General features: G+C 60.7%; 21 protein-coding genes. 8 read left to right on the top strand and 13 right to left on the bottom strand.

The window, feature by feature from the left end; genetic code table 11:
* Positions 1 to 435: 435 nt before the first annotated feature.
* Complete coding sequence (locus ACM6IV_RS14945; RefSeq protein WP_093429813.1) at positions 436 to 1,632, bottom strand: class I SAM-dependent rRNA methyltransferase; 1,197 nt, start codon at positions 1,630 to 1,632, stop codon at positions 436 to 438.
* Positions 1,633 to 1,805: 173 nt separating this feature from the next.
* On the bottom strand, positions 1,806 to 2,345 hold the full coding sequence (locus ACM6IV_RS14950; protein WP_095121544.1) for a type 1 glutamine amidotransferase domain-containing protein: 540 nt from the start codon (positions 2,343 to 2,345) through the stop codon (positions 1,806 to 1,808).
* A 228-nt stretch (positions 2,346 to 2,573) separates the two neighbouring features.
* Here ACM6IV_RS14950 and ACM6IV_RS14955 point away from each other — a divergent pair, with 228 nt between their 5' ends.
* From ACM6IV_RS14955 to ACM6IV_RS14965, 3 genes are read left to right on the top strand one after another with little or no spacing between them, the layout of a single operon-like run.
* Positions 2,574 to 3,386 (top strand): HDOD domain-containing protein, encoded by an 813-nt coding sequence (locus tag ACM6IV_RS14955; RefSeq protein ID WP_414870763.1) that lies wholly within the window; start codon positions 2,574 to 2,576, stop codon positions 3,384 to 3,386.
* A gap of 12 nt (positions 3,387 to 3,398) precedes the next feature.
* Positions 3,399 to 4,211 carry a bifunctional DNA-formamidopyrimidine glycosylase/DNA-(apurinic or apyrimidinic site) lyase gene (gene mutM / locus ACM6IV_RS14960; RefSeq protein WP_414870575.1) on the top strand — a complete coding sequence of 271 codons (813 nt, stop codon included), beginning with the start codon at positions 3,399 to 3,401 and terminating at the stop codon, positions 4,209 to 4,211.
* 57 nt (positions 4,212 to 4,268) lie between these two features.
* Complete coding sequence (locus tag ACM6IV_RS14965; RefSeq protein ID WP_414870576.1) at positions 4,269 to 4,592, top strand: multidrug transporter; 324 nt, start codon at positions 4,269 to 4,271, stop codon at positions 4,590 to 4,592.
* 132 nt (positions 4,593 to 4,724) lie between these two features.
* Here the strand turns inward: ACM6IV_RS14965 and ACM6IV_RS14970 are convergent, their stop codons facing one another.
* The 5 genes from ACM6IV_RS14970 to ACM6IV_RS14990 all read right to left on the bottom strand — a co-directional run bounded on the left by ACM6IV_RS14970 (position 4,725) and on the right by ACM6IV_RS14990 (position 9,451).
* Positions 4,725 to 4,976: a YfhL family 4Fe-4S dicluster ferredoxin gene (locus ACM6IV_RS14970; protein ID WP_003195146.1), complete on the bottom strand. Its 252-nt coding sequence runs from the start codon at positions 4,974 to 4,976 to the stop codon at positions 4,725 to 4,727.
* Positions 4,977 to 5,135: 159 nt separating this feature from the next.
* The gene (gene coaD, locus ACM6IV_RS14975) at positions 5,136 to 5,615 is read right to left on the bottom strand and encodes a pantetheine-phosphate adenylyltransferase (protein WP_003229157.1); all 480 of its coding nucleotides are present in this window, start codon (positions 5,613 to 5,615) and stop codon (positions 5,136 to 5,138) included.
* 115 nt (positions 5,616 to 5,730) lie between these two features.
* Positions 5,731 to 7,326 carry a GMC family oxidoreductase N-terminal domain-containing protein gene (locus ACM6IV_RS14980; RefSeq protein ID WP_414870577.1) on the bottom strand — a complete coding sequence of 532 codons (1,596 nt, stop codon included), beginning with the start codon at positions 7,324 to 7,326 and terminating at the stop codon, positions 5,731 to 5,733.
* A gap of 119 nt (positions 7,327 to 7,445) precedes the next feature.
* Entirely contained in the window at positions 7,446 to 7,991 is a 546-nt protein-coding gene (locus ACM6IV_RS14985; protein WP_414870578.1) for a twin-arginine translocation pathway signal protein, read from the bottom strand.
* A 29-nt stretch (positions 7,992 to 8,020) separates the two neighbouring features.
* Positions 8,021 to 9,451 carry a coniferyl aldehyde dehydrogenase gene (locus tag ACM6IV_RS14990; protein WP_414870579.1) on the bottom strand — a complete coding sequence of 477 codons (1,431 nt, stop codon included), beginning with the start codon at positions 9,449 to 9,451 and terminating at the stop codon, positions 8,021 to 8,023.
* Between the two features lie 145 nt (positions 9,452 to 9,596).
* Between ACM6IV_RS14990 and ACM6IV_RS14995 the strand changes: the two genes are divergently transcribed.
* Both ACM6IV_RS14995 and ACM6IV_RS15000 read left to right on the top strand, forming a co-directional pair.
* Complete coding sequence (locus tag ACM6IV_RS14995; protein ID WP_007913599.1) at positions 9,597 to 10,268, top strand: TetR/AcrR family transcriptional regulator; 672 nt, start codon at positions 9,597 to 9,599, stop codon at positions 10,266 to 10,268.
* A 32-nt stretch (positions 10,269 to 10,300) separates the two neighbouring features.
* A complete protein-coding gene (locus ACM6IV_RS15000; RefSeq protein ID WP_414870580.1) occupies positions 10,301 to 11,155 on the top strand; it encodes a sulfurtransferase in 855 nt (284 codons plus the stop codon).
* A gap of 108 nt (positions 11,156 to 11,263) precedes the next feature.
* On the opposite strand, the gene ACM6IV_RS15005 is transcribed toward ACM6IV_RS15000, so the two are convergent.
* From ACM6IV_RS15005 to ACM6IV_RS15030, 6 genes are all read right to left on the bottom strand, one after another.
* The gene (locus tag ACM6IV_RS15005) at positions 11,264 to 12,106 is read right to left on the bottom strand and encodes an AraC family ligand binding domain-containing protein (protein ID WP_414870764.1); all 843 of its coding nucleotides are present in this window, start codon (positions 12,104 to 12,106) and stop codon (positions 11,264 to 11,266) included.
* Positions 12,103 to 13,098, bottom strand: a complete 996-nt coding sequence (locus tag ACM6IV_RS15010) for a hydrolase (protein ID WP_414870581.1) — start codon at positions 13,096 to 13,098, stop codon at positions 12,103 to 12,105. The genes ACM6IV_RS15005 and ACM6IV_RS15010 overlap by 4 nt, the downstream gene beginning before the upstream one ends.
* A gap of 63 nt (positions 13,099 to 13,161) precedes the next feature.
* Positions 13,162 to 13,776 (bottom strand): 16S rRNA (guanine(966)-N(2))-methyltransferase RsmD, encoded by a 615-nt coding sequence (rsmD, locus tag ACM6IV_RS15015; RefSeq protein WP_077574913.1) that lies wholly within the window; start codon positions 13,774 to 13,776, stop codon positions 13,162 to 13,164.
* Positions 13,776 to 15,263, bottom strand: a complete 1,488-nt coding sequence (locus ACM6IV_RS15020) for a M16 family metallopeptidase (RefSeq protein ID WP_414870582.1) — start codon at positions 15,261 to 15,263, stop codon at positions 13,776 to 13,778. The genes rsmD and ACM6IV_RS15020 overlap by 1 nt, the downstream gene beginning before the upstream one ends.
* The gene (locus ACM6IV_RS15025) at positions 15,256 to 16,611 is read right to left on the bottom strand and encodes a M16 family metallopeptidase (RefSeq protein ID WP_414870583.1); all 1,356 of its coding nucleotides are present in this window, start codon (positions 16,609 to 16,611) and stop codon (positions 15,256 to 15,258) included. The genes ACM6IV_RS15020 and ACM6IV_RS15025 overlap by 8 nt, the downstream gene beginning before the upstream one ends.
* A gap of 103 nt (positions 16,612 to 16,714) precedes the next feature.
* Positions 16,715 to 16,957: a hypothetical protein gene (locus ACM6IV_RS15030; protein ID WP_414870584.1), complete on the bottom strand. Its 243-nt coding sequence runs from the start codon at positions 16,955 to 16,957 to the stop codon at positions 16,715 to 16,717.
* Here ACM6IV_RS15030 and ftsY point away from each other — a divergent pair.
* Genes ftsY through ftsX form a run of 3 tightly spaced genes read left to right on the top strand, consistent with a single transcriptional unit; the run spans position 16,956 to position 20,124 of the window.
* Positions 16,956 to 18,434: a signal recognition particle-docking protein FtsY gene (gene ftsY / locus ACM6IV_RS15035; RefSeq protein ID WP_414870585.1), complete on the top strand. Its 1,479-nt coding sequence runs from the start codon at positions 16,956 to 16,958 to the stop codon at positions 18,432 to 18,434. The genes ACM6IV_RS15030 and ftsY overlap by 2 nt on opposite strands.
* Positions 18,431 to 19,102 (top strand): cell division ATP-binding protein FtsE, encoded by a 672-nt coding sequence (gene ftsE, locus ACM6IV_RS15040; protein WP_003229148.1) that lies wholly within the window; start codon positions 18,431 to 18,433, stop codon positions 19,100 to 19,102. The genes ftsY and ftsE overlap by 4 nt, the downstream gene beginning before the upstream one ends.
* On the top strand, positions 19,099 to 20,124 hold the full coding sequence (ftsX, locus tag ACM6IV_RS15045; RefSeq protein WP_414870586.1) for a permease-like cell division protein FtsX: 1,026 nt from the start codon (positions 19,099 to 19,101) through the stop codon (positions 20,122 to 20,124). Before ftsE ends, ftsX begins: the two co-directional genes overlap by 4 nt.
* Positions 20,125 to 20,177 lie beyond the last annotated feature (53 nt).

Below are 20,177 nucleotides of genomic sequence, written 5' to 3' on the forward strand. Positions count from 1 at the left end.
GATTCACTTTGGAAGAAGTCAAAAGGACGCCGGGTTGCCGGCACTCCCCAGCGTCCTGACCTACTTAACGGGATTTAGGCGCAACCAGAAAAGCCAGGTTTGCCATTTTTGTACTTTCCAGAGAAATACTTTTCATGATGTGAACTCCTTGTCCGTTGATTGTTGAAGACACCTCGTGGTGACAACTTCATAATAGTTTGTAATGGATTATTGGCAAGGGGATATTAAGTAGGAAATTTCCAGTAATTTTGTCGGAGTGGTCTTTGGTCCGAAACGAACTTGTAGGGCGAATTTCGATAATTAAAAGATGTAAGGAAATGTCCTGCAAGTCTGCAGGAATATAATTGTAGGAAGTTTGCGGATATAGCGAAGGGGAAGGGCGTTTGCGCGCAAAAGCAAACGGGGAGCCTGCTGGCTCCCCGTTATTTGCCGGTATCAGCTGTTGGGCAGCAGGCGGCAGGTAATGCTCTTGATGTAGCGTGTTTCGGCGATGGCCGGATGCACCGGGTGATCCGGGCCCTGGCCGCCACGCTCCAGCAACTGGATATTGCGATCCAGGTGACGGGCGCTGGTCAGCAGGATGTTCTGCAGGTCATCTTCTGGCAGGTGCATCGAGCACGACGCGCTGACCAGGATGCCGTCCTTGTTGAGCAGGCGCATGGCTTGCTCGTTCAGGCGACGATAGGCGCCTTCGCCGTTTTTCATGTCTTTCTTGCGTTTGATGAACGCTGGCGGGTCGGCCACGATCACGTCAAAGCGCTCTTCGCTGGCTTTCAGCTCTTTCAGGGCTTCGAAGACGTCGCCTTCGATGCAGGTCATCTTGTCAGCAAAACCGTTCAGCGCGGCGTTGCGTTCAACCCCATCGAGGGCGAAAGCCGAGGCATCGACGCAGAACACTTCGCTGGCGCCGAACGCAGCAGCCTGCACACCCCAGCCACCGATATAACTGTAGAGGTCGAGGACGCGTTTGCCTTTGGCGTAAGGCGCAAGGCGTGCGCGGTTCATGCGGTGGTCGTAGAACCAGCCGGTTTTCTGGCCCTGGATAACCGGAGCTTCGAATTTCACGCCGTTCTCTTCCAGCGCCACCCACTCCGGCACCAGGCCGAACACGGTTTCGACGTAGCGGTTGAGGCCTTCGGCGTCACGGGCGGCCGAGTCGTTCTTGAACAGGATGCCGCTTGGCTTGAGCACTTGGGTCAGCGCCGCGATCACGTCATCTTTATGCGCTTCCATGGTCGCCGAGGCGATCTGCACCACAAGGATGTCGCCGAAACGGTCAACGACCAGACCTGGTAACAGATCGGAATCACCGTAGACCAGGCGATAGAACGGTTTGTCGAACAGGCGCTCGCGCAGCGACAGGGCTACGTTCAGGCGGTGCACCAGCAGCGATTTGTCCAGCGCAACTTTAATGTCGCGCGACAGCAGGCGAGCGCAGATCAGGTTGTTCGGGCTCATCGCCACGATGCCCAACGGCTTGCCGCCAGCGGCTTCGAGGATGGCCTGGTCACCGGCATTGAAGCCGTGCAGTGGCGTGGCGGCTACATCGATTTCGTTGCTGTAGACCCACAGGTGACCGGCGCGCAGGCGACGGTCGGCGTTGGCTTTGAGGCGCAAGCTAGGCAGGGACATGACGTCGCTCCGGAAAAAAGAGCGGGAGTATAACGTGTTGGCGCTTGTGCCGGGCTTGGCGTGCGATGAAACGCTGATGGCCCCTTCGCGAGCAAGCTCACTCCCACACTGGTCTTGTGTCGGCCACAAATTCCCTGTGGGAGCGAGCTTGCTCGCGAAGGCGGTTTTGACTGCTACGCAGAAAGTGCGTCGATCAGCTCTTTATTGAACGCCGGAATATCATCCGGCTGACGACTGCTGATCAGGTGACCGTCCTTGACCACTTCTTTATCGACCCAGTTGGCCCCGGCATTCACCAGGTCATCCTTGAGTGTCTTGTAACTGGTCATGGTCTTGCCGTTGACCAGCCCCGCCGAGATCAGCAGCCAGCCGCCATGGCAGATCACCGCAATTGGTTTGCCGGCAGAGGCGCCGGTCTTGACCAGGTGCTGGGCGTCCTGATCGATGCGGATGGTGTCGGAGTTCTGCACGCCACCCGGCAGGACGATCGCATCGTACTGCTCGCTGCTGGCACCCTGGAATGTCTGGTCGACCTTGAAGTCGTCCGCCGGTTTGTCGTGGTTCCAGCCTTTGACCTTGCCGGCCTCGGCGGAAAGGATGTCGACCTGGGCGCCGGCCTGCTCCAGTGCTTGCTTGGGTCCGGTCAGTTCGACCTGTTCGAAACCGTCTGTTACCAAAATGGCGACGCGTTTACCGTTGAGTGAAGTGGCCATCGATAAGCTCCTGAGTCTGTGGGAGTTTGTCGCCGCAATGGACCGCAGTGATCCGTGGGGCATTACAGATTCCGAAGCCGCGGCCTGAATGAAAGTTCCTGACAATTGCCCACTGGTGTGTCGTCGTGCGGTTTTTAGAGGTTAGAATCGCCGCCTGTCCCAGAGTGTGTACTTATGTCCCAAGAGCTGACCACCGAACAGATTCAACAATCGCTGCAAGGCATCAGCGTGCCTGCGCAACCGCAGATCATGGTGGATCTGCAAATGGAGCAGTACATGCCCGACCCCGACCTGGAGGTGATCGCCAAACTGATCTCCCAGGATCCTGGCTTGTCCGGTTCGCTGCTGAAAATCGTCAACTCGCCGTATTACGGCCTGAGCAACAAGATTACCTCGATCCAGCGGGCGGTGAACCTGTTGGGCAGCCGTTCGATCATCAACCTGATCAACGCGCAGTCGATCAAGGGCGAGATGAACGACGACACCATCGTCACCCTCAACCGTTTCTGGGACACCGCCCAGGACGTGGCGATGACCTGCCTGACGCTGGCCAAGCGTATCGGTACTCAGGCCGGTGATGAGGCGTATGCCTTGGGCCTGTTCCACGATTGCGGCGTGCCGTTGATGCTGCAGCGTTTCCCCAACTACATGACCGTACTGGAAGAGGCCTACGCCAGTGCCAGCGCGGACTGCCGGGTGGTGGATACGGAAAACCGCGTGTTCAACACTAACCATGCCGTGGTCGGTTACTACACCGCCAAGTCGTGGCGCCTGCCGGAGCATGTCAGCGCCGCCATCGCCAACCACCACAACGCGTTGGCGATATTCAGCGACGAATCGTCAAAGAACAGTCAACTGAAAAATCTCTTGGCGATCCTGAAAATGGCCGAGCATATCTGTGCGTCTTACCGGGTGCTGGGCAACCAGACCGAAGACTTCGAATGGCATGCCGTCGGCCCGCTGGTGCTGGACTATGTCGGTCTGTCGGACTACGACTTCGAAACCCTCAAACAGACGATCCGCGACCTCGGCGCGCATTGATGCGAGGACGCCATGCCTGAACTGCCGGAAGTCGAAACCACCCGTCGCGGGATTGCCCCGCACCTGGAAGGCCAGCGTGTCAGTCGGGTGATCGTGCGTGACCGGCGGTTGCGCTGGCCGATCCCCGAAGATCTCGATGTACGCCTGTCGGGGCAACGCATCGTGCTGGTCGAGCGTCGCGCCAAGTACCTGTTGATCAATGCCGAGGCCGGCACGCTGATCAGCCACCTGGGCATGTCGGGCAATTTGCGTCTGGTCGAAGTCGGGCTGCCGGCGCTCAAACACGAACACGTCGATATCGAACTGGAATCGGGGCTGGCGCTGCGCTACACCGATCCGCGCCGGTTTGGCGCGATGCTGTGGAGCAGCGATCCGCTCAACCACGAACTGTTGATTCGTCTCGGCCCGGAGCCATTGACCGATCTGTTCGATGGCGAGCGCTTGTTCCAGCTCTCGCGCGGGCGTTCGATGGCGGTCAAACCGTTCATCATGGACAACGCGGTGGTGGTCGGGGTCGGCAATATTTACGCGACCGAAGCGCTGTTTGCCGCCGGAATTGATCCGCGCCGCGAGGCCGGGGGCATTTCCCGGGGGCGTTATCTGAAGCTGGCGATCGAGATCAAACGCATTCTGGCCGCTGCTATCGAGCGCGGGGGGACGACGTTGCGTGATTTCATTGGCGGCGACGGCCAGCCGGGGTATTTCCAGCAGGAGCTGTTTGTCTACGGCCGTGGCGGTCAGCATTGCAAGATATGCGGTACCGGGCTGCGCGAAGTGAAGCTCGGGCAACGCGCCAGCGTGTTTTGCCCGCGCTGTCAGACCTGAAAAAAATCCTTGGGTCTATAGTGAGATGTCTCACTGCTTAGCCCGAAGGATCGTGCCATGAAAGTCCTGAAAATCGTCTTCGTCACTCTGCTGCTGTGTTCCAGCCTGAATGTTCAGGCCACGGAAAACGGCAGCGGTGACCCGCGCTACACCCTCCAGAATCCACCGGCCTACGCCATGCTCGGCGATTTGCTGATTGCCCGACCTTTATTGGTGGTGGCAACGGTGATCGGTGCGGGGGCGTTTGTCGTGTCGTTGCCCTTCACCGCGTTGGGTGGCGGGGTGGGCGATGCGGGGCAGGCGCTGGTGGTCGATCCGGCGAAAGCCGCGTTCGTGCGATGTCTGGGGTGTATCGGGGAAGGGTTTGAGCAGCGCGAGTAAGCAGATCAGGGTTTTGTTGTGTGGCTGACGGCCCTTTCGCGAGCAAGCTCGCTCCCACATTGGAATGCATTTCAAATGTGGGAGCGAGCTTGCTCGCGAAGAGGCCCGAAAGAGCGCCACAAATCCGGCGGATCAGGCCTTGCCGGTAATCTTGCGGTACTTCTCCATCAACTGTTCTTCAGTCTCCGGATGCGCTTCGTCCAGCGGAATGCAATCCACCGGGCAGACTTGTTGGCACTGCGGTTCGTCGTAGTGGCCGACGCACTGGGTGCACAGGTTGGGGTCGATCACGTAGATCTCTTCGCCTTGGGAGATGGCGGCGTTCGGGCACTCGGGTTCGCAGACGTCGCAGTTGATGCAATCGTCGGTGATGATCAGGGACATGCTAACTCCAGCCGGGGCGGCAGGCCCGGGCGCTATAAATCAATGCGCGCAATTGTGCCGCATTGGCGAGCGCAGTGCACGTTGCTGCGATCAAGGGCACTGACAGCTGCGATCAAAAAACCAGGATCGTCTGATCGCAGCCCGAGCCTTCGGCAGTTCCTACTTCTTGAAGCGCAGGGTCAGCGCGTCAGCCACGGCAGGGTGGACGAACTTGCTGATATCGCCGCCCAGCGCGGCAATTTCCCGCACCAGCGTCGACGAAATGAACGAATAACGCTCGGACGGGGTGAGAAACAGACTCTCCACGTCAGGGGCCAATTGGCGGTTCATATTGGCCAGCTGGAATTCGTATTCGAAGTCCGACACCGCGCGCAAACCACGCAGGAACACATTGGCGTTCTGCTCTTTGGCGAAATGCGCGAGCAGCGTCGAGAAACCGACCACTTCTACGTTCGGCAGGTGTTTGGTGACCTCGCGAGCCAGTTCGACCCGTTGTTCCAGCGGGAACAGCGGGTTTTTCTTCGGGCTGGCAGCGACCGCAATAATCACGTGGTCGAACAGGCGCGAGGCGCGTTCGACCAGATCGCCATGGCCCTTGGTAATAGGGTCGAAGGTACCTGGGTACAACACTCGGTTCATCGCGTCGTCCTGGCGGGAGTCCGTTGGGGAGTCGGATGGTATCGCAGCCGTCTCGGTCGGCCAAGTCGCCTGTTGGGTAAGAAAGCACTATAGACGCCGCGATTAATTGGTTTTTTCACGGGTTTCTCAGCCGATCGGCGAGGGAAGTCGCCAGTTGCGCGGTCAGCCCATACACCGACAGCTGCGGATTTGCGCCGACGCTGGTGGGGAACAGCGAGCCGTCGTGAATCGATAGATTGGTCAGTTGATGATGTCGGCCGAGACTGTCGGTGACCGCGCTCTTCGGCTCTTCGCCCATCGCGCAGCCACCCATGAGATGGGCGCTGCCCACGCGCGTGCGGTACAGCTCAAGGCTCAGACCATCGATCAGCGTGCGGGCTTCGGCCAGGGTTTTCACGTAACGGGCGTCGGCGTGCAGTGGCATCACCGCTTTTGCGCCGCCGGCGAACTGGATTTCCGCCATGACGTGAAAGGCCCGGCGCAGGCCGTCCCAGGCGTAGGGTGAAATTTGGTAGTCGAGCACCGGCGAACCATCGCCACGCAACTCGACTGAACCGCCCGGGCTGTCCGGGTGAAAGCCGTCGCGCAGCAAGGCCAGCATGGCGTGGGTGTGCGGCAGGTCGGCCATGTGTTGGGCACTTTCCTGACCGAAGCCACCGAGCAACATGGCCGCCAGGGCCGGATGCAGTGGCGGCACTTCGAGCTTGAACGCCATCGGTCCGGTGACGCCGTCCTTCCACTGGAAATGGTCGGAATAGATCGACTGCGGCGCCCCGTAAAACGGGTTGATAACCTCGTCGAAGCGCCCGGCGGACATGTTCACCGGGTGCAGGAAGGTGCGTTTGCCCAGGTTTTCGTGCGGGTCCGGCGCGTCCGAACGCAGCAACAGCGCCGGGCTGTTGATGCCACCGCCGGCCAGTACGTAATGCCGCGCCTTGACGTTGATCGTGCGTCCGGTCGGTTCGACGCAGCGCTCATCCATCGCCACGCATTGCAGGCCAGTGATCTTTTCCCCGCTGATCAGCAGCTTCTGTGCCCGGGCCAGATAAAGCAGTTCGCCACCCTTTTCCAGCATCGCCGGAATGGTCGTGACCATCATCGATTGCTTGGCGTTGGTCGGGCAGCCCATGCCGCAGTAGCCGAGGTTCCAGCAGCCGCGCACGTTGCGCGGGATCACGTGCCAGCTGTAACCCAGTTGCTCGCAGCCTTTGCGGATCACGTCGTTGTTGGCGTTGGGCGGAATCATCCACGGGGCGACACCGAGGCGCTGCTCCATCTTCTCGAACCACGGCGCCATTTCTGCGGGGCTATGGCCTTTGACGTTGTGTTCCCTGGCCCAGTGTTCGAGGGTCGGTTCCGGGGTGCGAAAGCTCGATGTCCAGTTGATCAGCGTCGTGCCGCCGACCGCGCGGCCTTGCAGGATGGTGATCGCGCCGTCCTTGCTCATGCGGCCGATGCCTTCCTGATAGAGGCTGCTGTAGGCCTGGTCTTCGAGCATTTTGAAATCGGAGCTGGTTTTCAGCGGGCCTTCTTCGATGAGCAGCACTTTGTAGCCGGCGGCGCTGAGGATGTCCGCCGTGGTGCCGCCACCGGCGCCGCTACCGATGATGGCCACGTCGGCTTCAAGGGTGAGGTCGTCGCTCAGTTGGGCGCCGTTGTAGGTTTTCCAGCCTCGGGCGAGGCCTTCGCGGAACGGGTCGGGTACGGGCATCGATCAGGTTCTCTTGTTTTTGTTGTTCTGGCGGGCCTCATCGCGAGCAGGCTCACTCCTACAGGGGAATGCATTTCAAATGTGGGAGCGAGCCTGCTCGCGAAAGGGACGACACGGTTTCAGACGGCAGGCGGGCCGGGATAACCGCAATGCGCCCACGACTCCGCGCGGGCGTACCAAGCCAGCATCACCATCTGCTGCAACGAGCTATGGCCCATGCGCAACAAACTCAATGAACTGTTTTCCCAGCGATCAAGAAAATGCCGCATCGCTTCGGGACTGGCGTTTTCCCAACTGCCCCAGATCCCTGTGAGTGGCCCGCGGGTTACCGCCATGCCCAGCACATCGAACAGTTGCCGGGTGAGTTTGAGCATTTCCGGCGACAGGTGATCGAGGCTGTAGTCCAGTGACTTGAGTGTGCCGTCGACGGCGGCCGGCATTTTTTCCGCCGCCACGGCGCCATCGAGCATCACCGGAATCAGTGCGCGCAAAAACAGCAGGTCGCCGTCGCGCAACGAGGCAAATCCGTTGGCCGCGACGCTCGATGAGCAGCCACTGAGGCTGGCGCCGAGTCCGGCGGTGGCGAGAAACGCTGTGGCGCCGAGGCTGAATTTCAGCAGGCCACGGCGCGACAGTGCAGGTGTTTCGGTCAGGCTTGGGTGCATTGTTTTTATTACCCGGCGGTGACGAATGTTTAGCGAATGAACAGCTTCTGAATCAATTTCTGAATCGATGTGCCGTAAGGCGGGTAAATCAGTCTGGCTGCATTGAACCGCTGTTTGATCAACACGCCTTTGGCTTTGCTGAAAGTCAGAAAGCCTTCGTGCCCGTGGTAGTGGCCCATGCCCGAAGCGCCGATACCGCCAAACGGCATATCGTCCTGAGCCACGTGCAGCAACGTGTCGTTGAGGCACACGCCGCCGGAATGGGTTTCGTGCAGCACGCGGTTCTGTTCGCGTTTGTCGTAGCCAAAGTAGTAAAGAGCCAGAGGACGTGGCCGCTGATTGATGTAAGCAAATGCCTGGTCAAGATCCTGATACGGCACGATCGGCAGTAGCGGGCCGAAGATTTCGTCCTGCATCACCGTCATTTCATCGCTGACATTCAGCAGCACACTGTGCGGCATGCGTCGACCCTGACCCTGTTCGAACAGCGGAATCAACAGCGCGCCCTTGCTGGTGGCATCGCTGACGTAGCCATTGAGCCGTGCCAACTGGCGTTCGTTGATGATCGCCGTGTAGTCCGGATTGTCGGTGAGTGTCGGGTAAAAAACCTGCACGGCCTGGCGATAGGCTTCGACAAAAGCGCCGACGCGGTCTTCCGGCACCAGCACGTAATCCGGGGCAACGCAGGTCTGGCCAGCGTTGAGGGTTTTACCGAAGGCGATGCGCTCGGCGGCATCCTTGAGCGGCACATCGCGGGAGACGATGGCCGGCGACTTGCCGCCCAGTTCCAGGGTGACCGGGGTGAGGTTTTCGGCAGCGGCGCGCATCACGTGTTTGCCGATACTGGTGGCGCCGGTGAACAGCAGGTGATCGAAGCGCAGGCGCGAGAACGCCACGCCGATGTCGGCTTCCCCGAGTACCACGCAGACCAGGTCCTCGGGGAAGATCCGTGCCAGCAATTCTTTGAGCAATAGTCCGGTGGCCGGGGTTGATTCACTGAGCTTGAGCATTACCCGGTTACCCGCCGCCAAAGCGCCGACCAGCGGGCCGACGGCCAGATACAATGGGTAGTTCCATGGCACGATGACGCCGACCACGCCCAATGGCTGATAGACCACTTTCGCCGAGGCCGGCTGGAACGCCAGACCGACCTTGCGCCGCGAGGCTTTCATCCAGCCCTTGAGATGGCGGCTGGCGTAGTGAATGCCGTGCAGGCTTGGCATCAGTTCGGCGAGCAGGGTTTCATCGGCGCTGCGATGACTGAAATCGGAGCTGATCGCCGCGATCAAGGCCTGACGTTCGTTGCTGAGCAAATCACTCAACGCCTTGAGCCATTGCTGGCGCTGAGCAGCGGGCGGCATCGGATTGGCGGCATACGCCGCCCGCTGCGCCTCGAACAACCGGTCCAGTTCGGCCAGCGGTTGTTGCAGCGTTTGCAGGTAGGCAATGTCGGCAGTCATGGTCTGCTCCGGATTTATTGTAGTGACGACTTTTTAGAGTCCATGCTCTAGAAAGTCAAATGACTTCCTTGCACAGCATTGTTTTATCCATTTCCGGTTAGGTCGTAAGATGCCCCCCAACGCACTCTGAATTAAAGCTCAAGCCATGGCCCCACGAATAAAAACCAGCGAGCGTATCGTGCTGAACAGCCTCGAGCTGTTCAATCAGCAGGGCGAGCGCAGCATCAGCACCAATCACATTGCCGCCCACATGGAGATTTCTCCGGGCAATCTGTACTACCACTTCCCCAACAAGCAGGCGATCATCGCCGTTTTGTTCAGTGAGTACGAAAGCCTCGTGGACAGCTTTCTGCGCCCGCCGCAGGGACGCGCGGCGACGGTCGAGGACAAGCGGTTCTATCTCAAGGAATTGCTCTCGGCGATGTGGCGCTACCGCTTTCTGCACCGCGATCTCGAGCATCTGCTCGACAGCGATCCGGAACTGGCCGCCCGCTATCGGCGCTTTTCCCAGCGCTGCGTGATCCAGGGCGCGGCGATCTACGAAGGTTTTGTTGCCGCCGGGATCCTTGATATGGATCGCGTGCAGATCGAATCCCTGACCCTCAATGCCTGGATCATCCTGACGTCCTGGGTGCGCTTTCTGTGCACCACCCGCGAAAACTCCAACCACCTCAGTGAACAAGCCATTAAACGTGGCGTGTATCAGGTGCTGGTGCTGGAAGCCGGGTTTGTCACCGAGCAGGCGCGTGATGAGGTCAATGCGTTATTCGAGGAGTTCTACGTGCCGCTGGCCCAGGCTCTCGAAGACGTCAAGTAAACCGTTCCGTTGAAACCTCCCAGGAGCCCGTTATGCCGATTGCGCAACTGATCAGCCCTGAAGCACTGGATGCCCGCAAGGCGCAGCCGGGGCTGGTGATTCTGGATTGTCGTTTTGCCCTCGAAGACCCGGACTACGGTCAGCGCAGCTATGCCGAAGGGCACATTGCCGGGGCGAGCTTCGCCGACCTTGAGCGTGACCTCAGCGGCACCGTGGTCAAAGGTGTGACCGGTCGTCATCCGTTGCCCGCGCCAGCGGCGCTGATCGAACGCCTGCAAGCCTGGGGCATCAATCCTGACAGCGACGTGGTTCTGTATGACGACGGCCCCGGTGCCTATGCTGCGCGGGCGTGGTGGTTGCTGGCATGGCTGGGCAAGCGCGACGGCGTATTCATTCTCGATGGCGGACTCAAGGCGTGGCATGCGGCGGGGTTGCCGCTGAGCCTGGATGCGCCGACGGTCAATCGCGGCACCTTCAGTGGTCAGCCGGACATGCGCCTGTTGCTCAGCGCCGAGCAACTGCAACAGCGGCTCGGTCAACCGACACTGACGTTGATCGATGCCCGGGCTTTGCCACGTTTCAAAGGCGAGGTCGAGCCAATTGATCCGGTTGCCGGGCACATTCCCGGCGCGCAATGCGCGGTGTTCACCGACAACCTTGGCAGCGATGGACGATTCCTGCCGGCGGATCAACTCAAGCAGCGTTTTGCCGGCAAACTCGGTGAGCGTTCGCCAGCGGATCTGGTTGCGTATTGCGGTTCTGGTGTGACGGCGTGTCACAACCTGTTTGCCCTGTGCCTGGCGGGTTATCCACTGGGAGCGCTGTATGCCGGATCGTGGAGCGAGTGGATCAACGAGCCTTCGCACGGTATTGCCACCGGCGAATAGTCACCCCACATTCCTGTAGGAGTGAGCCTGCTCGCGAAGGCGTCGGATCAGTCGACATTAATGTTGAATGAACAACCGCTTTCGCGAGCAGGCTCGCTCCCACATTGGTTATTCGTTGTCTGAAGGAAACTGTCGGGCGCTCCGGTACGCGGCGGGCCCGACGCCATAAGCCTGTTTGAACTGCCGGCTCAAATGGCTCTGATCGGCAAAACCCAGTTGCGCGGCGACCTCCACCGGCAAGCAGCCGTGCTGCAGGAGCGTGCGAGCCTGGGCGATGCGTTGTTGCATCAGCCAGGTGTGCGGCGGCATGCCGGTGGCGCGGCGAAACACCCGGGCGAAATGAAAGGGCGACAGATTGACCGCCGCCGCCAGTTCTTCCAGTGACGGTGGCGCCGCCAGTTGTGCGCGCAGCAGTTCTTTGCCCAACAGCACCGCACGGTGTTCCTTGCCGACTCGACCAGGCACTGGCACAGCCGCATGGCGCTGCAACAGCAGCAACATCATCTCGCGCCATACCGTTTGCTGTTGCAGCGCGGCGGCCGGGCTTTCGAGCAAACGGTGCAGCCGCGCAAACCCGTTGACTAGATCCGGGTCGCGATAAAGCGTGGCGCCGAACGCCGGCAGGTTCGTGGTGGACAGCTCCAGTTCATCCAGCAGCGAAACGATTTGCGCGGTATCAGGATAAAACGCCCGATATAGCCAGCCATCCTCGGTGCCCTTGTGTCCGGTGTGCAACTCGTCGGGATTGATCAACACCAGCGTGCCGCTGCCGGCCAGATGTTCGGCGCCGCGATAGCGATAACGCTGCGCGCCAGCCATGATCATGCCGATCACGTAGTTGTCATGCACATGCGGGGCGAAACGCTGCTCAATGTAGCGCGCCGACAATAACTCGACCCCGGCCAGCGGCGCTGTTTGCCAGAAACGAATCGACTCGACCTGACTGATCATGACGGCAGGTTTGCCAGCCACTGCGGGATGCGTCGTTCCAGGTAGTAACCGGGCTGACGAATCGAACCGTCGACGAAGCCGACGTGCCCGCCGCGGGCCTGCAATTCGAAGGCCGTCGACGTCGACAGCTCACTGGCCTGCGGCAAACTGTGGGGGAACACGAACGGGTCGTCCGCCGCTTGAATGATCAGGGTTGGGGTGCGGATCTCACCGAGAAAGTAACGGCTCGAAGCGCGGCGATAGTAATCCTCGGCATCATTGAAACCATGCAACGGTGCGGTCACGCGGCCATCGAAATCCCAAAAGGTGCGCATGTTTTCCAGCGAACCGAGGGCTGCCAGCGCGGCAAGTCCGTCTTCGCGCCCATCGTGTTGAAACTGCCGCTGCTTGTTCTTGATGTAGGCGACCATCTCGCGCATGAAGTGCGCCTGATAGACCCTGGAAAACCCTTGGCCGATGCGGTCGGCGCATTGGTCGAGGCGAAACGGTACGGACACCGCCACGGCACCGAGCACGCCGCTGGCGCTGCCTGTTTCCCCGAGGTGTTTGAGCAGGATGTTGCCGCCCAGCGAATAGCCGACGGCATACAACGGCGCCAACGGTCGTTTGGCGCGCAGATGCCTGATGGTTTCGGCGAGGTCTTCGCTGGCGCCGGAGTGATAGCTGCGCGGCAGCAGATTCGGTTCGCCCGAGCAGCCGCGCCAGTTCAAAGCGACACTGGCCCAGCCTTGATCAGCCAGCGCCTTCTGAATGCCGGCGACATAAGGCGAATTGGAGGAACCGGTCAGCCCATGCAGTACGAGTACCAGCGGTGCATCTACTGAATGCGGGCCGTGCCAGTCGAGGTCGAGAAAGTCGCCATCTTCCAGCCACAAGCGTTCGCGTTCACGTTCGATATGTACGGTTTTGCGCCACAGCGGCCCCCACAAGGTCTGCAGGTGCGGATTGCCGAGGCCGAAGGCGGGGGTGAAGCGTTCTGAGGAAGCGGACACGATGATTCTCGATGCAGAGCGGCGGCCCTGTTGGAAGGGGCGCCGCCTATTCAGACCGGTCGATTAACCGGCGATCTCTGCCGTACGTTGCCACAGCGCGTAGTAAACCCGGCCGGATTTCTGTTCGCGGTGCAGGCGCCAGTTGCCCGGCAAGCCCAGCGTCGATGGCGCCGTTTCGCTTTCAGTGTAGATCCACGAGTCGGGCGCCAGCCACTGACGCTCTTCGAGCAAAGTGCAAACCGCCGGCAGCAGGTTCTGGTTGAACGGCGGGTCGAGGAACACCAGGTCGAAGGCGCTGGCGGTCTGGGTTTCCAGATAGCGCAAGGCGTCGGCGGTCTGCACCTGGCCGTTGGTGCAGCGCAGGGTGCCGAGGTGTTCTTTCAGGCTGGAGACGGCAATGTTGCTGGCATCCAGCGCCTGACCCATGGCCGCACCACGGGACAACGCTTCGAGAAACAGCGCGCCGCTGCCGGCGAATGGATCAAGCACCTTGGCTCCTTCAACGTACGGCGCCAGCCAGTTGAACAGGGTTTCACGCACACGATCCGGCGTCGGGCGCAGGCCCGGTGCATCAGGGAAACTCAGCTTGCGGCTGCGCCATTGGCCGCCAATGATGCGCAACTGGTTCACACCGTTATGGACGTTGTGCGCAGGTTTTTTAGGCGATCGGGTAGCCATTAATGCTCCGGAACCCCGAGCGGTTGCTCGGCAGGTTTATCAGATGGGGCCGGTAACGGCTTTTGTGGCACGGTCGGACCAGCAGTGACGATGACCATTTTGTCCGTGCTCAGGTGTTTGTTCAGGGCGTCGCGGACTTGCTCGACGGTCAGGCTCTGCGACTGACGCATGAAGTCATCCAGATAGCTCAACGGCAGATTATAGAAGCCCATGGCGCCGAGCTGGCCGACGATATCGGCATTGCTCGCGGTGGACAGCGGGAAGCTGCCGGCCAGTTCGCGTTTGGCATCGTCGAGTTCTTTCTGCGTCGGCCCGGTTTTCAGGTAGTCGGCGAGCACGTCCTGCACCAGTTTCAGGGTGCCTTCGCTCATTTCTGCGCGGGTCTGCAGATTGATCATGAACGGGCCGCGTGCCTGCATCGGGCTGAATGCCGAGTACACGCCGTAGGTCAGGCCGCGCTTCTCGCGCACTTCACTCATCAGACGCGTGCCGAAACCACCGCCACCGAGGATCTGGTTGCCCATCGACAGTGCGGCGTAGTCCGGGTCGTCACGGTCGATGCCCAGTTGCGCGAGCATCAGGTTGGTCTGTTTCGACGGGAACTCGATGTGGTTGACGCTGGCCTTCGGTTCCTGCGGCTGAGCGATCTTCGCCAGTGCCGGGCCTTTGGGCAGTGCGCTGGAGACCTGATTGGCAATCGCCTCGGCTTCCGCACGCGACAGGTCACCGACCAGCGCGATCACCACGTTGCCGGCCGCGTAAGCCTTGGCGTGGAATTCACGCAATTGCGCGAGGGTAATCTTCGGCACACTTTGCGGATTGCCGTCGCTCGAATGTGCGTACGGGTGATCGCCATACAGACGCTTCATCAGCACGAGGCTGGCGAGTTTGCCGGGGTTCTGTTTCTGGTATTCGAAACCGGCGAGCATCTGGTTCTTGATGCGCGCGAACGAGTCGGCCGGGAAGGTCGGTTTGCCAATCACCTCCGAAAACAGCTTCAACGCCGGTTCACGCTTGTCGGCGGCACTCAGACTGCGCAGAGACGCCAGCGCCATGTCCTTGAAAGCGCCGTTGCCGAAATCCGCCCCCAGACCTTCGAAGCCTTGCGCGATGGCGCCGACGTCTTTGCCGGCGACACCTTCGTTGAGCATCGCGTTGGTCAGCACCGCCAGGCCCGGCGCATTGCCGTCCTGACTGCTGCCGGCGGCGAAGATCAGACGCATGTCGAACATCGGCAGTTCATGGGCTTCAACGAACAGCACCTTGGCGCCTTCGGCGGTGTTCCAGGTTTGCACGTCGAGTTTGCGGCTGGCCGGGGCCTTGCCGTCGAGTTCGGTCAGCGATTGCAGTTTCTGGCTGGATTTGGCGTTGTCGAGGGCCTCGCTGGCTTTGCTGTCAGCGCTTGGCGTCAGGTAGAACGCGGCTGAGCCGATCACTGCGACGGCAATCAGGCCGAGCAGCAGGCGTGGGGATTTGCGCTCACTCATGAGTCGTCTCCAGTGGCAGGACGTGGGCGACGCTGAGACGTTCGCGGGTGAAATACAGCTTGGCGGCGTTCTGGATATCTTGCGGGGTCACGCTTTCCAGATCCGCGAGTTCGGTGTCCATCAGTTTCCACGACAGGCCGACCGTTTCCAGTTGGCCAATCGCAGTGGCCTGACTGGTGATCGAATCACGTTCGAACACCAGACCGGCAATTACTTGCGCACGCACGCGCTCCAGTTCTTCGGCGGACGGTGCGGTGGTTTTCAGCTGCTCCAGCAGTTTCCACAGACCGGCCTCGGCTTGTGCGATGGTCTTTTTCTTCTGGGTGTTCGGGGTTGCCGACAGCGTGAACAGACTGTCGCCACGGGTATACGCGTCGTAGCTCGACGAACCGCCGGAGACCAGCTCTTCGCCGCGCTCCAGTTGCGTCGGGATGCGCCCGCTGTAACCGCCGTCGAGCAGCGCCGAGATCAGGCGCAAGGCGTTGACCGAGCGCTTGTCTTCGGCCGTGGCAATGCTGGGCACGTTGAAGCCGAGCATCAGGCTCGGCAGTTGAGTCTGCACGTGCAAAGTGATCTGGCGTTCGCCGGGCTCGGCCAGTTCCAGCGGCTTTTTCGCCGGTGGCACATCGCGCTTGGCGATCGGGCCGAAATAGCGTTGGGCGAGGGTTTTCACTTCGTCCGGGGTGACGTCGCCGACCACGACCAGCGTAGCGTTGTTCGGCACGTACCAGGATTGGTACCAGTGGCGCAGCTCCTCGACCTTCATGCGCTCAAGGTCAGCCATCCAGCCGATGGTTGGCGTGTGGTAGCCGCTGGCCGGATAAGCCATGGCTTTGTAGCGCTCGTAGGCCTTGGACATTGGCTTGTCATCAGTGCGCAGGCGGCGCTCTTCCTTGATGACTTCGATTTCCTTGGCAAACTCGTCGGCCGGCAGGCGCAGGTTGGCCATGCGGTCGGCTTCCAGCTCAAAGGCCACGCCCAGACGGTCGCGGGCCAGCACCTGGTAATAAGCGGTGAAGTCGTCGCTGGTGAAGGCGTTCTCTTCAGCGCCCAGATCACGCAGGATCAGCGACGCTTCGCCGGGGCCGACTTTCTCGCTGCCCTTGAACATCATGTGCTCAAGCGCGTGGGACAGACCGGTCTGTCCCGGGGTTTCGTAGCTGGAGCCGACCTTGTACCAGACCTGCGAGACCACCACCGGCGCGCGATGGTCTTCGCGCACGACGACCTTGAGGCCGTTGTCGAGGGTGAATTCGTGGGTCGGTTGCGGGTCGGCCGCCAGGGCCGAAAGGGGCAGGCAGACTGTGCTGAGCAGCAGGCCTGCAGCGCGGCGGGCTAGAGCATTCATTCGTTTTTTAACCTGTTGAGCTGCCCGCTTGGTCTTAGCGTCGGCGGGCGAGAGGGTGCTAGGATACTGATCCGTTTTACCGGCGACCACGCCTATCAGGTTTTCAGGCCTGATCCGGCTGTATGGGTTTGCGCCAGAAAGCTGCGGTTTGTCGACTAGACTTCGCTTTTTCGCCGATTTTGCCGGTTTTGTCCTTCGTTAATACGAATCTTTGAGGTGCCGTTGGCGCCTCGACAAAATGTTGCGCGTGAACAAGCTGGATGAAACACAGTCTGTTCTGCATCGAATATTTATTTGCCGGGGCGCCCTTATGGCGCGTCGCTACCGTGAGATAGCCGTCCTCCATGTTTGGTTCCAACGACGACAAGAAGACCCCAGCTGCGGCTGGCGAGAAGAAAAGCCTGTTCGGATGGCTGCGTAAGAAACCGCAGGAAACCGTTGTCGAACAGCCGCCCGCGATTCCTGAACCCGCCCCGGCGCCGGCTCCGGCAATAGAAGAAGAGCCGGCACCGATTGTGCTGCCGCTTGCCGAGCCGGTGCTGCAACCGGTCGAGCCAGAACCCGAGCCTGAAGCGCCAGTGGCGGCTGAACTGCCGCTGACTCCGGCGGCTGCGCCATGGCTGACCTTGCCCGTGGCGGAAGAGCCGGTGGCACTGGTTGAAGAAGCTGCGCCGCACATTACCCCGGAAATTCCTGCGCCTGCTGCGTTGGTGCCCGAGGCGGCTCCGGCACCTGTGGTTGAGCCGGTTGTCGAGCCTGCGCCGGTTGTTGCTGAACCTGTTGCCCCGGTTGTTCAACAACCCGAGCCTGCGCCTGTTACCGCTGCTCCAGCCGTGCCGGTTGAAGTGGTGCCTGAAGCGCCGGTCGAAGCGCCGCGCACCGAAGAAACCAAAGCCGGTTTCTTCGCTCGCCTCAAACAAGGCTTGTCCAAGACCAGCGCCAGCATCGGCGAGGGCATGGCCAGTCTGTTCCTCGGCCGCAAAACCATCGACGACGATCTGCTCGACGACCTCGAAACCCGTCTGCTCACCGCCGACGTGGGTGTTGAAGCCACCACGCAGATCATTCAGCGCCTGACCCAGAAGGTCGCCCGCAAAGAGCTGGCCGACGCCGACGCGCTGTACAAATCCCTACAGGCCGAACTGGCCGCAATGCTCAAACCGGTCGAACAACCGCTGAAAATCGCGTCGCAGCACAAGCCGTTCGTGATTCTGGTGGTCGGTGTCAACGGCGCCGGCAAGACCACCACCATCGGCAAACTGGCGAAGAAGCTGCAATTGGAAGGCAAGAAAGTCATGCTCGCCGCCGGCGACACCTTCCGCGCCGCCGCCGTGGAGCAGTTGCAGGTCTGGGGCGAGCGCAACAAGATTCCGGTGATCGCCCAGCATACCGGCGCTGACTCGGCTTCGGTGATCTTCGACGCCGTGCAGGCCGCCAAGGCCCGTGGCATCGACGTGCTGATCGCCGACACCGCCGGCCGTCTGCACACCAAAGACAACCTGATGGAAGAACTGAAGAAGGTTCGTCGCGTGATCGGCAAACTCGATGCCGACGCGCCGCACGAAGTGCTGCTGGTGCTCGACGCCGGTACCGGCCAGAACGCCATCAACCAGGCCAAGCAATTCAACCAGACCGTCGAATTGACTGGTCTGGCGCTGACCAAGCTCGACGGTACCGCCAAGGGCGGGGTGATCTTCGCCCTGGCCAAGCAATTTGGCTTGCCGATCCGCTACATCGGCGTCGGTGAAGGCATCGACGATTTGCGTACCTTTGAAGCCGAACCCTTTGTCCAGGCACTGTTTGCCGAGCGGGAGCGTTCATGATTCGTTTCGAACAGGTCGGTAAGCGCTACCCGAACGGTCACGTCGGCTTGCATGAGCTGAGCTTTCGAGTCCGTCGTGGCGAGTTCTTGTTTGTCACCGGCCACTCCGGTGCCGGTAAATCCACCTTGTTGCGCCTGTTGCTGGCGATGGAGCGGCCGACCAGCGGCAAACTGCTGCTCGCCGGGCAAGACCTGAGCACCATCAGCAACGCGCAGATCCCGTTCCTGCGCCGACAGATTGGCGTGGTGTTCCAGAATCACCAGTTGCTGTTCGATCGCACGGTGTTCAACAACGTCGCCTTGCCGCTGCAGATCCTCGGCCTGTCCAAGGCCGAAATCGCCAAGCGCGTCGACTCGGCGCTGGAGCGTGTGGCGCTGTCGGATAAAACCGATCTGTACCCGGGCGACCTGTCCACCGGTCAGCAACAGCGCGTCGGCATTGCTCGCGCCATCGTTCACCGCCCGGCCCTGCTGCTGGCGGACGAACCGACCGGTAACCTCGACCCGCGTCTGGCGGCCGAAATCATGGGCGTGTTCGAAGATATCAACCGTCTGGGCACCAGCGTGCTGATCGCCAGTCACGACCTGGCGCTGATCGCGCGCATGCGGCACCGCATGCTGACGCTGCAACGCGGTCGATTGATCGGCGACGGGGAGGCCGGGGTATGAGTGCGACACGCAGTCCCAAGGTTTCCGAGCGCGTGGCGCCAAAAGCCGCCGATCCGCAGCCGCCGAAGAAGAAAAAGCACGACGAAGACGACGGCCCGGACTTCGCCACGCTGTTCCGTGCCTGGATCGAAAGCCATCGCGCCAGCCTGCTCGACAGTCTGCGTCGTCTCGGCAAGCAGCCGATCGGCAGCTTCTTTACCTGCATGGTGATGGCGGTCGCGCTGAGCCTGCCGATGGGGCTTTCGCTGTTGCTCAATAACGTCGAGCGTCTTGGCGGTTCGTGGCAGCGTGCGGCGCAGATCTCGTTGTATCTGCAACTCGACGCCAGCCCGGAGCAGGGCGAGTCGTTGCGCGAGCAGATCAAAGGCATGCCTGGCGTAGCGGATGCGGAATATGTCGGCCGCGATCAGGCGCTGGAGGAGTTCCAGCAGCAATCCGGACTGGGCGAAGCCCTGCGCGAACTGCCGGAGAACCCGTTGCCGGGCGTGGTGCTGGTCACACCAAACGAAGTCGACAAGCCGACGCTGGAAGCATTAAGACAAAAACTTTCCGAGCTGCCGAAGGTACAACAGGCACAACTTGATCTAGTCTGGGTCGAGCGTCTGGCCGCCATCCTCAAGCTGGGCGATCGTTTTGTCTTCGGTCTGACGGTGCTGCTGGTTTCTGCATTACTTTTGGTGATAGGCAATACCATTCGTCTTCATATTGAAAACCGCCGCACCGAGATAGAAGTGATTAAACTCGTCGGCGGCACTGACAGTTATGTGCGTCGTCCCTTCCTTTATATGGGCGCGCTGTATGGCTTCGGTGCGGGGCTGTTGTCCTGGGGTGTATTGGCGTTCGGCCTGGACTGGCTGAACGATGCGGTGGTTGGGCTGGCCGGCTTGTACGGCAGTGATTTCGCGCTGGCCGGAGTGCCAGTTGCCGATGGTCTGTCGCTCTTGCTTGGCGCGGTGCTGTTGGGTTATATCGGTGCATGGATTGCAGTCGCACGCCATCTCAGGGAGCTGGCGCCGAAGTAGAATCTTTTTTGCGCGTGATTGACCTTGCGGTTTTTTTGGGAACTTGCACTTGA

Origin of the sequence: Pseudomonas sp. IT-347P (assembly GCF_949768005.1) — a bacterium.
Classification (GTDB): domain Bacteria; phylum Pseudomonadota; class Gammaproteobacteria; order Pseudomonadales; family Pseudomonadaceae; genus Aquipseudomonas.